Source organism: Streptomyces sp. NPDC001914 (assembly GCF_042891215.1).
Taxonomy (GTDB): domain Bacteria; phylum Actinomycetota; class Actinomycetes; order Streptomycetales; family Streptomycetaceae; genus Streptomyces.
On the sequence record NZ_JBIASW010000009.1, the window covers coordinates 309,690 to 322,217 of the forward strand.

General features: G+C 72.7%; 11 protein-coding genes. 6 read left to right on the forward strand and 5 right to left on the reverse strand.

Annotated elements, in window-relative coordinates; genetic code table 11:
• Window positions 1-92: 92 nt before the first annotated feature.
• The gene (locus ACFYYF_RS26040) at window positions 93-1,244 is read right to left on the reverse strand and encodes a glycerate kinase (protein WP_388779727.1); all 1,152 of its coding nucleotides are present in this window, start codon (window positions 1,242-1,244) and stop codon (window positions 93-95) included.
• Between the two features lie 134 nt (window positions 1,245-1,378).
• Between ACFYYF_RS26040 and ACFYYF_RS26045 the strand changes: the two genes are divergently transcribed.
• Both ACFYYF_RS26045 and ACFYYF_RS26050 read left to right on the forward strand, forming a co-directional pair.
• On the forward strand, window positions 1,379-2,446 hold the full coding sequence (locus tag ACFYYF_RS26045) for an ADP-ribosylglycohydrolase family protein (protein ID WP_388779730.1): 1,068 nt from the start codon (window positions 1,379-1,381) through the stop codon (window positions 2,444-2,446).
• Window positions 2,447-2,474: 28 nt separating this feature from the next.
• Window positions 2,475-2,966 (forward strand): NUDIX hydrolase, encoded by a 492-nt coding sequence (locus tag ACFYYF_RS26050; RefSeq protein ID WP_361693804.1) that lies wholly within the window; start codon window positions 2,475-2,477, stop codon window positions 2,964-2,966.
• 221 nt (window positions 2,967-3,187) lie between these two features.
• Here ACFYYF_RS26050 and ACFYYF_RS26055 read toward each other — a convergent pair whose 3' ends face one another.
• Window positions 3,188-3,475, reverse strand: a complete 288-nt coding sequence (locus ACFYYF_RS26055; protein ID WP_361693806.1) for an SHOCT domain-containing protein — start codon at window positions 3,473-3,475, stop codon at window positions 3,188-3,190.
• Between the two features lie 342 nt (window positions 3,476-3,817).
• Between ACFYYF_RS26055 and ACFYYF_RS26060 the strand changes: the two genes are divergently transcribed.
• Window positions 3,818-4,252 carry a hypothetical protein gene (locus ACFYYF_RS26060; protein WP_388779734.1) on the forward strand — a complete coding sequence of 145 codons (435 nt, stop codon included), beginning with the start codon at window positions 3,818-3,820 and terminating at the stop codon, window positions 4,250-4,252.
• 123 nt (window positions 4,253-4,375) lie between these two features.
• Here ACFYYF_RS26060 and ACFYYF_RS26065 read toward each other — a convergent pair whose 3' ends face one another.
• Entirely contained in the window at window positions 4,376-4,792 is a 417-nt protein-coding gene (locus ACFYYF_RS26065) for a DUF6325 family protein (protein ID WP_388779965.1), read from the reverse strand.
• A 133-nt stretch (window positions 4,793-4,925) separates the two neighbouring features.
• Window positions 4,926-5,570, reverse strand: a complete 645-nt coding sequence (locus ACFYYF_RS26070; RefSeq protein WP_388779967.1) for a GAP family protein — start codon at window positions 5,568-5,570, stop codon at window positions 4,926-4,928.
• A gap of 434 nt (window positions 5,571-6,004) precedes the next feature.
• Between ACFYYF_RS26070 and ACFYYF_RS26075 the strand changes: the two genes are divergently transcribed.
• The gene (locus ACFYYF_RS26075) at window positions 6,005-7,423 is read left to right on the forward strand and encodes a DUF2252 domain-containing protein (protein WP_388779737.1); all 1,419 of its coding nucleotides are present in this window, start codon (window positions 6,005-6,007) and stop codon (window positions 7,421-7,423) included.
• A 107-nt stretch (window positions 7,424-7,530) separates the two neighbouring features.
• Window positions 7,531-9,348 carry a glycoside hydrolase family 15 protein gene (locus tag ACFYYF_RS26080; RefSeq protein WP_388779740.1) on the forward strand — a complete coding sequence of 606 codons (1,818 nt, stop codon included), beginning with the start codon at window positions 7,531-7,533 and terminating at the stop codon, window positions 9,346-9,348.
• On the opposite strand, the gene ACFYYF_RS26085 is transcribed toward ACFYYF_RS26080, so the two are convergent.
• Complete coding sequence (locus ACFYYF_RS26085; protein ID WP_361686562.1) at window positions 9,299-10,603, reverse strand: chloride channel protein; 1,305 nt, start codon at window positions 10,601-10,603, stop codon at window positions 9,299-9,301. The two genes, ACFYYF_RS26080 and ACFYYF_RS26085, sit on opposite strands and share 50 nt — an antisense overlap.
• Before the next feature lie 458 nt (window positions 10,604-11,061).
• Between ACFYYF_RS26085 and ACFYYF_RS26090 the strand changes: the two genes are divergently transcribed.
• A complete protein-coding gene (locus tag ACFYYF_RS26090; RefSeq protein ID WP_388779742.1) occupies window positions 11,062-12,516 on the forward strand; it encodes an FG-GAP and VCBS repeat-containing protein in 1,455 nt (484 codons plus the stop codon).
• The last annotated feature ends 12 nt before the right edge of the window (window positions 12,517-12,528 follow it).

Below are 12,528 nucleotides of genomic sequence, written 5' to 3' on the forward strand. Positions count from 1 at the left end.
GCCGGGGGCCGCGAGGCCGCAGGCCCCCGGAGCGAGCGCCCACCAGCCCGCAGGCAAGCGGGCGCCGGCCCCCGGCGCCGGGCCGGCGGGGCTCAGAGCAAGAAGTCCCGGCCGATGTTCTCCGCCACTCGCTCCAGGATCGGGCCGGCTTCGGTGAGGCATCGGGTCAGGTCGGGTTCGGCCTCGGTCAGGGGGTAGGCCCGCCGGATGCCGGCCCGGCCGAGCGCCTCGGGCGCGAGCGCGAGACGGCCGCAGACCGCGACGACCTCCTTGCCCCCCGCCCGGGCGGCCGCCGCGACCCCGGCGGGCGCCTTGCCGTGCAGGGTCTGTTCGTCCAGCGACCCCTCACCGGTGATCACCAGCGTGGCGCGCTCCAGCGCGGACGCGAAGCCGAGGACGTCGAGCATCACCTCGATGCCGGGCCGGAAGCGGGCGCCGAGGACCAGAGCCCCGTACCCGACCCCTCCCGCGGCACCGGCGCCCGGCGCGGTGGCGTACCCGGCCGCCCGCGGCCCTAGCTCCTTCTCCAGGACGCCGGCGAAATGCGCGAGGGCGGCGTCCAGCACCGCCACGTCGTCGGGACCGGCGCCCTTCTGCGGGCCGTAGACGGCGGGCGCGCCCTTCGGACCGGTGAGCGGGTTGTCCACGTCGCTGGCGAGGACGAGGTCGACCCCGGCGAGCCGGCCGTCGAGGCCGGACAGATCGGCGCTGTGCACGTCGGCCAGCGCGGCGCCGCCGGGAGCCACCGGCTCGCCCCCCGCGTCGAGGAAGCGCGCGCCGAGTGCGGAGAGCATGCCCGCCCCGCCGTCCGTCGTCGCGCTGCCGCCCACGCCGAAGACGACGGTGCCGGCACCCGCGTCGAGCGCGGCGCGCAGCAGTTCCCCCGTGCCGTACGTGGAGGAGGAGAGCGGCGCGAAGACGCCCCTGGGCAGCCGCTGGAGCCCGCTGGCCTCGGCCATCTCCACGACCGCGGTCCGCCCGCGCAGCGCGAACGCGGCCGTCACCTCGTCGCCCAGCGGTCCGGCGACGCGCACCTCGTGGCGCTCGAACCCGGCCGCGACCGCCGCGTCGACGGTGCCGTCGCCGCCGTCGGCCACGGGCAGCGACTCGACCCGGGCGTGCGGGGCGGCCCGGCGCAGGCCGGCCGTCACCCGCTCCGCGACCTGCACGGCCGTCAGCGATCCCTTGAACTTGTCCGCCGCGATGAGCACACGCGGGGTCCGATCCACAGCAGCGTCCGCCACCTTGCATTCCCCTTGCTTCCGGGCCTTGCACACGTCAAGGCAGTCGCGCCGCTGCGACCATAACCGGACCGGACCCTTGCCGTCATGCCCCTGCCCAGCCTGCGGGACCGCCCGGAATTGGGTAGACCGGAGCCATGACCCCTGTGGGCAACGACCTCGCCGACCGCGTCCTCGGCGGCTGGCTCGGCCGGATCGCGGGCAACATGCTCGGCAAGCCGGTCGAGCAGGGCGACCACTGGACGCGGGACCGGATCGACCGCTATCTGCGGCAGGCCGCGGCCCTGCCGCTGACCGACTATCTCCCCGGGCCCGCCGACGACGGCGCGGCGGGCGAGTTCGAGCTGCGGCCCGAGTGGCGCGAGTGCGTGCGCGGCCGCATCCACGGCAGCTGCCGCGACGACGACGTGGACTACGCAATCCTCGGACTCGACCTGCTGGAGACGCACGGCTTCTCGTTCAGCACCGAGCAGGTCGGCGACCTGTGGCTGACGCGGCTTCCGTATCTCCAGACGTTCACGGCGGAGCGCGCCGCCTACCGCAACCTCGCCCACGGTCTGAAGCCACCGGTGACGGCGACGTACGAGAATCCGTACCAGGAATGGATCGGCGCGCTGATCCGCGCCGACGTCTACGGCTGGACGTCCCCGGGGATGCCGCTGCGCGCGGCCTCCCTGGCCCGCCGTGACGCCGTCCTGTCCCACACCGGCAACGGGGTGTACGGGGCGATGTGGGCGGCGGCGCTGATCTCCGCGGCCTTCACCACGCCCTGTGTCCGGGACGCGCTGGAGACGGCGCTGACCGTGGTCCCCGCGAGCAGCCGCCTGTCCCGCACCGTGCGCCGGGTGCTCGCGCTCCACGAGACGCGGATGTCCTGGGAGGACACCCTCACCACCGTGTCCGAGGAGAACGCGGGGATGGGCTGGATCCACACGGTCCCGAACGCGGCCGTGCTGACCGCGGGGCTGCTGTACGGCGACGGCGACTTCACCAGCACCATCGCGCTGACGGTCCGCGGCGGCCTGGACACCGACTCGAACGGCGCGACGGCGGGCTCCGTCGCGGGTGTCCTGTGCGGGGCGCGGGCGATTCCCCCGCAGTGGAAGGACCCGCTGGAGGACACCGTCCGCAGCGCGGTGTTCGGCTTCGACGGGGTACGGATCAGCGAGCTCGCGTCACGGACGGTCGCGCTGGTCGAGGTCTGAGCGGGGGTCTTCTCGTTACCCTTCCGGGGTGAGCACTTCGGACTATGCCGCATATATCGCCGGGCTGCCCCGCGTCCTCCTCGGGGCCGCCGCCCTCTTCCGCGACGCCGACGGGCGGGTGCTGCTCGTCGAGCCGAACTACCGCGAGGGCTGGACGCTCCCGGGCGGGACCGTGGAGTCGGACGACGGCGAGAGCCCCCGGCAGGGGGCGCGCCGCGAGACGGCCGAGGAGATCGGGCTCGACGTCGAGCTCGGACGGCTTCTGGCGGTCGACTGGATCCTGGGGCCGGAGCGCCCGCCGCTCGTGGCCTATCTGTACGACGGCGGGGTGCTGGACGACCGGGACCTCAAGTCGATCCGGCTCCAGGAGGAGGAGCTGCTGTCCTGGCGGCTGGTGCCGCGCGGGGAACTGACGGCCCATCTGGCGGGCGCCACGGGCCGCCGCGTGCTCGCCGCGCTCGACGTCCTGGCGGACGGCTCGGGCACGGCGGAACTGGAGAACGGTCACCGCGTGGGCTGACGAGGGCCACCACGACGAACGAAGACGGCGCCCGCGCGGGCCGGCACCCGAGCGGGCCGGCAACGCTCACCGGGGGCCGTCAGGGGCCGCGCACACCGCGGCGGCCGGGGGCTCGGCCCCCGGCCGCCGGGCCGGTGTCCGCGAAAGCGGTCCCGGTCGGGGCTCCTGGCCGGGGTTCGTCAGGGACCTCGACGAGAGACCTCGACCGGGCGTCTTGCGGGTCAGCCGAGGATCCGGGCCTTCTGCGCCTCGAACTCGGCCTCGGTGAGCACGCCCTGGGCCTTGAGGTCCCCCAGTTGCTTGAGCTGATCGATCTTGCCGGTCATCTCGTCGGCCGGGGCGGCGGGCGGGGGCGGCGGCGGAGCCTGCTGCTCCTGGTACTGGTACTGCTGCTGTGCTTCCTGCTGCGCCCATCGTCCCTGCTGACGACGTGAGACGCGGTTCGAGACGGCGGTGGCCGTACCGGCCACCACGGCGGTGCGGGCGACCCCGCGAAGGAGACCTGGCACGGTGGATTCCTTTCCGGCACGCGGCATACGGAACTGGCCCGGCAGGGTTTCGGACCCGGTTTCGGTCCCGGGTTTCCGACCCCTCGCGCGCGCCGAATCCGTCTCGGCGCACCGGGCACAACCATTCGAGCACCGAACCCGTTCCCCCGCACCTCGATCTCGCCCAGGGCGCGGTTTTCGACGGCTCAGGACCACGGTTTTCGAGTGCGGGAGCGCGGTTTCGACGGCGCAGGAGCGCAGTTTTTCGACGATCTGCCGGTCTGTCATTCCCATGGCAAGCTGAAATGTGGGCCGCCGACCGTCGCCCGGCCGGTGGCGAGGTCTACGCGGGAGGAGCTCGCAATGGCTACGACGGGAATGCACCGGGAGGGAACCACCTCCAGCGGTTCGGGCGCATGGGTGTCCGGCTGGACGGCCTTCGCCGGAGTCATGATGATCTTCGGGGGTGCGATGGCGATATTCCAGGGCATCGCCGCCATCGCCCAGGACGACGTGTTCGTCACCACCGGCAACTACGTCTACACCTTCAACCTCACGAGCTGGGGCTGGATCCACCTCACCCTCGGCGTCCTGGTCGTCCTCGCCGGTGTCGCCCTGTTCCGCGGGATGGTGTGGGCCCGGGTCGTCGGCATCACGCTGGCGGGACTGGCCATGGTCGCCAACTTCATGTGGCTGCCGTACTCCCCCGTGTGGGCCAGCGTGCTGATCGCCATCGACGCCTTCGTCATCTGGGCGCTGTGCGTCGGATCCGGCCGCGACGCGGCCCGTACCGCGTAGCCGTCCGCGACCTCCCCGGAATCTCCGGCCGTCGGCGGCCCCGCACCGAGGTGCGGGGCCGCCGAGGACTGTCCGACGCGAGAGCCGCCGCCCCCGCGTCACACGGATGCCGGTTCTCCGGAGTCAGGCGTCCGTCTCTTCGAGGGCGGCCAGCACGGCCGGCACCGGGATGCGCCCGGAGGCCACCATCTGGGCGCCGCCGCGTCGCAGCGCGGCGGCGAAGGGCGCCGCCCACAGGTTCTCGTAGACCAGGATTCCGGCGGAGTTGCCGGGCTCCAGCGCCTTCCCGGCCTCCTCGATGTCGTCCTCGCCGAGCAGGCCGGAGGACACGCCCTCGAAGACGGCGAGGTCGAGCGCTCCGTCGCCGTCGAAATCGGCGACCTCCATGCCGACCACGGAACCGTCCTCGTCCTTTCTCACGAACAGAAGGTCGAGAATCCGAATGATGCCGCGGTCGACCAGATCGACCAGGATCGGAAGTCCCTCGCCGGTCATCCGGTTACCGGGAAACTCCACGACGATATAGTCGATCGGTCCCATCTCGACGAATTCATCTTCGCTCACGGCTTCACCCCTGCGTGGTCATGGTTTTCCCCTGCCCCTGGTCCATGCCATTGCAGCACCGGTCGGATGCCGCCGCATTTCGGCTTCCCGCCGGATCGTGCCGAACCGTTCACGCGGTGAGCTGGTAGATGCTCTTGCCGACCAGCCACAGCCCCAGGAACAGGCACAGCGACACCAGCGCCTGGTCCTGGTGCCCCTCCATCCAGGCGCGCAGCCTCCCGAGCCGGATGTGGGCCGTCCGTGGGGCGAAGGTCGCGTAGAGCTCCATCGTCAGGATGCTGGAACTGGCCAGCAGCACATAGCCCATCAGGGCCGCGTACGACGCGGCGTGGTTGAGGTTCGCGTCCACGACGGTGGAGGCCCCGGCCGCGATCATTCCCCACGGCTGGAGGAGCAGTGCCAGGCCTGCCGCCGTCCAGGGGGAGATGTGCTCGATCCGGGACATGAAGCCGGAGGACTTGGGCCGCTTGCCGCGGTTGCGCCGTCTGCGTTCCGCGTAGAGGACGAGTCCGACGCCGATGGCCAGTTTCACGGCCAGCGCGGCCGTGGACGGCGCGGACTTGGGCGCCGGCGGCTCGCCGCCGGTCATGAGCAGGACGGCGGCGATGATCGCGACGAAGGAGGCCAGCCAGGTCAGGATGAAGGCGAGTCCCTTCCAGATGCCCCTGTCCGCGGAGAGCACCAGGACGAATCCGGTGACCGGCAGGGGGTCCAGGGCGATCGCCAGGGCGATGAGAAGCAGGTCAAGGACCATCGCCGCCCCCGCCTGGTCCCGCGCGGCCGAGCGCCGCGGTTTCGCGCATGCCCCAATCGTCACCTCCCCCACGGACGTCCACAAATCCGCTGCCCCGCCAGGAACGCCCCCGGCACGCCCCTGGCACATCAACGCTTGGCGCCACCCTCCCCGTACGGTCGTTCGGCGCCGTTCCCCTGCGCGGCCGGCCGGTCGCAGGGGCCACCACCCCGGGGACGGTCTTCGCCGCGCCGCCCCGGCTCGCCCGACCGACTCGACTCGACTCGACTCGACTCGCCGGACATATCGCCCAGGACTACCTTGGTGATCCGGGCCGGACGCCTCTCCACGGGCGGGCCCGCACCACGATCCGAGGACGGTGGCCGGCGGCATCGACCGCCGCGCGCCCTCACCGGCGCCAGCCGCGTCGGCGACCACATCGCGGAGCGTCCCCCATGACCCCCAAGCACCCGGCCGGCGGCCGTCACGCGCACCACACCCCGGCGGAGCGAGCCGCCCTCGGCAAGGCCGCCCGGTCCGCCGTACCGCGCTCCAGCCACGCCGACTACACCCCTTCGCCGAAGCGGGCCGACCCCGTGGACATCGTGGAGGCGCAGTCCGCCACCCGGGTGCCCGAGCTCGTACCGATCCGCTACGGCAGGATGACCGAGTCACCGTTCCGCTTCTACCGCGGGGCCGCCGCCATCATGGCCGCGGACCTCGCCGGCACGCCCCGTTCCGGGATCAGGGCGCAACTGTGCGGTGACGCGCACATGTTGAACTTCAGGCTGCTGGCCTCGCCGGAGCGCCGCATGATGTTCGACATCAACGACTTCGACGAGACGCTGCCCGGCCCCTGGGAGTGGGACGTCAAACGACTGTCCGCCAGCCTCGTCATCGCGGGCCGGGCGAACGGCTACAGCGGCAAGGAACGCGCCGACATCGTCCGTACGACGGTCAGGTCGTACCGCGAGTGGATGAGACGCTTCGCCGGGCTCGGCAATCTCCCCGTCTGGTACACGCACTTCGACGAGGACTGGGTACGGACCCACATCGCCGGGGAGCTGGGTTCGCAGGGCCGCGCCCGCTGGAAGAAGACGACCGACAAGGCGCGCAGCCGTGACAGTCTCCAGGCGTTCAACAAGCTCACGCACGTGGTCGACGGCCAAGCCCTGATCGCCGCCGATCCCCCGCTCGTCGTACCGCTGCACGACCTGCTCACCGACCTCCAACGCGGCGGGCTGGAGAAGCAGCTCCGCCGGCTGATCGGGAGCTACGGCCGGAGCCTGCCCTCGGACCGGCGGTTCCTGCTGGATCAGTACCGGTACGCCGACGCGGCGCGCAAGGTGGTCGGGGTCGGCAGCGTGGGCACCCGCTGCTGGATCATCCTGCTGCTCGGCCGGGACGACTCGGACCCGTTGCTGCTGCAGGCCAAGGAGGCGGACGAGTCGGTGCTGGCCCCCTTCGCCGGGGCGAGCGAGTACCGGACCCAGGGCGAGCGTGTGGTCGCGGGCCAGCGCCTCATGCAGGCCACCAGCGACATCTTCCTGGGCTGGGAGCGGGCCGACGGCATCGACGGCCGCCGACGCGACTTCTACGTACGGCAGTTGCGGGACTGGAAGGGCATCGCCGAACCCGAACTGATGGTGCCGGCGGGCATGCGGGCCTTCGGCGAGCTGTGCGGTGCCACGCTGGCCCGCGCGCACGCGAGGTCGGGCGACCGGATCGCCATCGCCTCCTATCTGGGCGGGGGCGACGTCTTCGACCGCGCGCTCGTCCCGTTCGCCGAGGCGTACGCGGACCAGAACGAGAAGGACCACCGGGCACTCGTCGACGCCGTCCGCTCGGGGCGCGTCAAGGCCGAATCGGCCTGACGGACACCCCGCGGCACGGGCCCCTGGGCCCTGCCGCGCCCGGCCCCGCCGCGCCCGGCCCCGCCGCGCCTGCCCGGCCCGGCCTTCCCGGCCCGAAGGAGACCCGCATGGATCGCTACCCGCCCATCGCCGACCACGGTCTGGTCGGTGACCTGCAGACCGCGGCCCTCGTGTCGTCCCGGGGCGTGGTCGACTGGTTCGCGGCCCCGCGCTTCGACTCCCCCAGCGTCTTCGCCTCGCTCCTCGACCACGACGGCGGCGGATTCTTCCGCCTCGCGCCCGACCATCCGGAAGGGACCTGGAAGCAGCTCTACTACCCGGACACCGCCGTCGTGGTGACCCGGTTCATGTCCCCGGACGGCGTCGGCGAGATCATCGACCACATGCCGGTCCTCCCGGGGCCGACGCCGACCGACCGGCACACTCTGGTGCGCATCGTCCGCTCGGTGCGCGGCACCGTGCACTTCGGTCTGGAGTGCCGGCCGCGGTTCGACTACGCGCGGGCCCGCCACGAACTCGAACTCGACTCCCGTGCGGCGGTGTTCAGATCCCCGGTGGCGACCGCGCACCTCCAGGGCAACATCCCGCTCGAACGCGACGGCGAGGACGTCCGGGGCGGCATCACCCTGCGGAACGGCGAGAGGGCCGCCGCCGTGTTCACGGTGTGCGCGCCCGGCGGCGAGGCCCCGCCGCCGCCCACCATCGACGGGCTCACCGAGGACCTGTGGAGCAACGTCGACTTCTGGCAGAAGTGGGTCCGCACCTCGAACTACCGGGGCCGCTGGACGGAGATGGTCCACCGCTCCGCGATCACCCTCAAGCTCCTGACGTACGCCCCGACCGGAGCGCCGGTCGCCGCCGCCACCATGGGGCTGCCCGAGCAGATCGGCGGGGAGCGCAACTGGGACTACCGGTACACGTGGGTGCGGGACGGCTCGCTGTCGGTCCGGGCGCTGCTCGACCTCGGCTTCGTGGAGGAGGCCACCCACTTCACCCGCTGGCTGGGCGAGCGCCTCCAGGAGCGCGAGGGGCCGGACGACGAACCCCTGCAGATCATGTACCGGGTCGACGGCGACCCGCATCTGACGGAGGAGATCCTGGAGCACTTCGAGGGCTACCGGGGGTCGTACCCGGTACGCGCCGGGAACGGAGCCGCGGGCCAGTTGCAGCTCGACATCTACGGCGAGGCCCTGTACGCGCTCGCCGAGGGCCGCACGATGGGCGAACAGGGCGGCTACCACGGCTGGAAGGCGCTCAGCGGCATCCTCGACTGGCTCGCGGTCTCCTGGGACCGCCCCGACGAGGGCATCTGGGAGACCCGCGGCGGGCGCAAGGACTTCACCTACAGCCGCGTCATGTGCTGGGCCGCCTTCGACCGGGGCCTGAAGCTGGCCGTGGAGTTCAGCAGACCGGCCGACACCGCCCTGTGGACGAAGGCGCGGGACGACATCTTCGAACAGGTCATGGCGCGCGGCTGGGACGACAAGCACCAGGCGATGGTCCAGCACTACGGCGGTGACGTCCTGGACGCCTCCCTGCTGCTGGCGCCCCGCGTCGGTTTCGTCTTCGCGCGGAGCCCCGGCTGGCTGCGCACCCTGGACGCGATGGAGCGCGTGCTCGTCTCCGACAGCCTCGTCTACCGCTACGACCCCGAGGCCTCCCCCGACGGACTGCGCGGCTCCGAGGGGACGTTCAGCCTCTGCACGTTCCTGTACGTCGACGCGCTCGCCCGCGCGGGACGGCTCCCGCAGGCCCGCTACACCTTCGAGAAGATGCAGACGTACGCCAACCATGTCGGCCTGTTCGCCGAGGAGATCGGCCCGAGCGGGGAGCAACTGGGCAACTTCCCGCAGGCCTTCACCCATCTGTCCCTCATCATGGCCGCGACGACGCTGGACGAGGCGCTCGACGCGCTGCGGCCCTGAACGGCGGGATGTCCGGGCCCTGCGGAAGCAGTTCCACGGTCACGAAGGACACCACGGCGGCGAGCACGATCACCGGCACCGTTCCCGAGTTGCCCACGAGGAGCACGACCAGCACGACACAGCTCACCGGCAGCCTGAGCGCGGCGGCGGACGCGGCGGCCATGCCCGCCGCCATCGCCGGCGCCACACCGAACCCCGGGAGCGGTGCCAGCAGGGCGCCCGTCGCGCCGCCGAGGAACAGCGCCGGAAACACCGGGCCGCCCCTCAGGGTGCCCAGACACAGCGCGTACGCCACGGACTTGAGCAGCACGACGGCCACCAGGCTGCCGACCGACCACGCGTGCGGATGGGCGGCGAGCTCGGAGAGGGTGCTCTGGCCGGACAGCGCCACCTCCGCCGGCGAACGCCCGGTGAGAGCCGCGTAGAGCGCCGCGCAACCGCCGGCGCCGAGCGCGCACAGCACCGTGGTCCGCAGGGTGTGGGCGGACACGGCACGGGCCGCGTACCGGCCTCCCACGATGATCCAGTGGACACCGAAGCCGATGACCAGCGCCATGAGCACCGACCAGACCACGTCCCCGGTGTCCAGGGTCGAGGGCGCGGGGATCCCGACCCTGAGGCTGCCGGTCTGCAGTCCGGTCCAGCTGCCGAACCCGGTGAACACGATGGCGCCGACCCCGCTGGCCAGCAGCGCGGGCAGCATCACCGCGAACAGCTGCGGCCCGCCGACACCGGCGACCTCCATCAGCAGCACGGCGGCGACCAGCGGGCTGCCGAAGATCGCCGAGATGGCCGCCGCGGCGCCCGCCGCCCCGAGCAGCGCCGTGCTCGCCGGGGTCGCGGGCGCCCGTACGAGATCCCGGAAGAGCAGCGCCAGGCCTCCGCCGAGGGCGATCAGCGGCGACTCGGGGCCGAGCACGGCTCCCAGCGGAAGGCTGGCCAGCGCGGCGAGCGCCACGCCCGGCAGAGCGGATGTCGACGCCCCGCCGGCGTGCAGGCCCGAGGCCGGGATGTGTCCGCCCCTTCCCGGGAACCACAGCACGATCAGGCCCACCAGCACCCCTGCCAGCAGCATCGGGGGAAGCGGCCACCACCACGGCGGATCCGACCACCCGAGGTCGTGCGGCCACTGCTCCCACATCAGGTGTTCCAGCTCGTGGAGGAGCACCAGGAACCAGAACGCGGCGAGCGAGACCGGGACGCCGATCACGGCGCAGAACACCAGCGCCCGCCGGTAGGCGGGCTGGACCAGCATGTTCCTGAGCTGCTCGGCCTCCGTGGGCTGGTTGCCCGGCGGGGACTCGGCCCCGGCGGACTCCCCCGGAGTGGGCCCGTTCTCCTCGGACTTCGGCTCGGTGATGGATCTTCTCCTGTGTCCGCTCGCAGGGATGCCGCCGTGAACTGCCGTACGACCGCCACGGGGTGGCCCTGCGGCCGCCGTGGACAGGCCGTGCGCGCCGGCCTCGGGACGGCGGCGTGACGGCCACCGCGACGGCCGGTGTCCCGGCCGTGTCGTGACCGCCCGGACGCTGCCGCCGGGGCGCGAGCGTACCCACGGCCTCCGCCGTTCCCGCGCGGCCCGCCCGCCGGACCCCGAAAACCCTCCGGGTGGACGCGCGATCCCCACTCCGTCGGCCCAACCCCCGCTCCCCGTACAACCTTTCGAGATCATCGGGAGTCTCCGAACCGTACGTACGTCACGGAGAGGAACCCATGTCCCGGTCGCACCACAAGCGCTCCCCGCGTTCCGTCGTTCTCGGCGCCACCGTCGTCGCGGCCGCCCTGGCCGGCGGTCTGCTCGTCACCCTGCCCGACTCCGCGAGTGCCGCGCCGTCGGGGCTCGCCGACGACTTCAACGGTGACGGCTACCGCGACCTGGCGACCGGCGCCCCGGGCGCCGTCGCCAACGGGACGGCGAAGGCGGGGGCCGTGGTGGTCAACTACGGCTCGGCGAGCGGGATCAGCGCCGCCCGTCACAAGACCACGTCGCAGAGTTCCTCCGGCGTGCCGGGCACCTCCGAGACCTCCGACCGCTTCGGCACCGAACTCGCGCACGGCGACCTCAACCGCGACGGCTACGGCGATCTCGTCGTCGGCACACCGCTGGAGGACGTCGGCGGCGACGTCGACGGCGGCTCGGTCACGATCCTGTGGGGCGGCGCGTCCGGACTGTCGGGCGGCACGACGATCGGCGACCCGAACGCCTCGGGCCACGACCGGTTCGGCCAGTCCCTCGCGGTCGGCGACTTCACCGGCGACGGCAAGGCCGATCTGGCGGTCGGCTCCACCGGCAAGGACGTGTGGATCTTCAAGGGCGGCTTCACGAAGGCCGGCGGCGCGGCCGGCAAGCTGCGCCTGGACGCCGCGATCGATTCGGGCGCGTACCCCGACGGCGCCGTGCAACTGGCCGCCGGGGACTTCGCGAACGACGGCACGGACGACCTGGTGGTGGGTTCCGCCGCGGGCAACTTCGTCTACCGGGGCGCCTCGACCGGACTCACGCTCCAGACCGAGGCGGGCCCGGGATACACGAGCGCGTTCGCCGTCGCCGACTTCGACCACGACGGGCACGACGACCTGGTCGTCGGCACCGACTTCGTCGGCATCTCGGCGCCCGCCAGGGGCGGCTACGCCACCGTCTTCTACGGCGGCACGGCCGGCGTCGACACCACGCGCAGCGCCGTCTTCAGCCAGGACACGGCCGGGGTGCCGGGGTCGGACGAGTCCAACGACTGGTTCGGCGCCTCGCTCGCGGCGGGCGACGTCAACGGCGACGGCTACCCGGACCTCGCGGTCGGCGCGGACAACGAGTCCATCGGCTCGACGGACGGCGCCGGCAGCGTCTGGGTGCTGCGCGGCGGCGCCTCCGGCCTGACGGGGACCGGCGCGCAGTCCTTCAACCAGGGCACCGCCGGAGTACCGGGCTCCAACGAGCAGTCGGACATGTTCGGCGACGCCCTCCACCTCGCCGACCACAACAAGGACGGCCGCGCCGACCTGTCGGTGGGCGCGGGCGGCGAGAACAGCGACGACGGCTCCGTCTGGGTCCTGCGCGGCTCCACCGGCGGTGTCACGACCACCGGGGCGGTGAGCTTCGGCTCGGGGTCGGTGGGCATCGGCGCGTCGGGCCAGGACCCGATGTTCGGTGACACCATGTCGGGCTCCTGACACACACCGCAC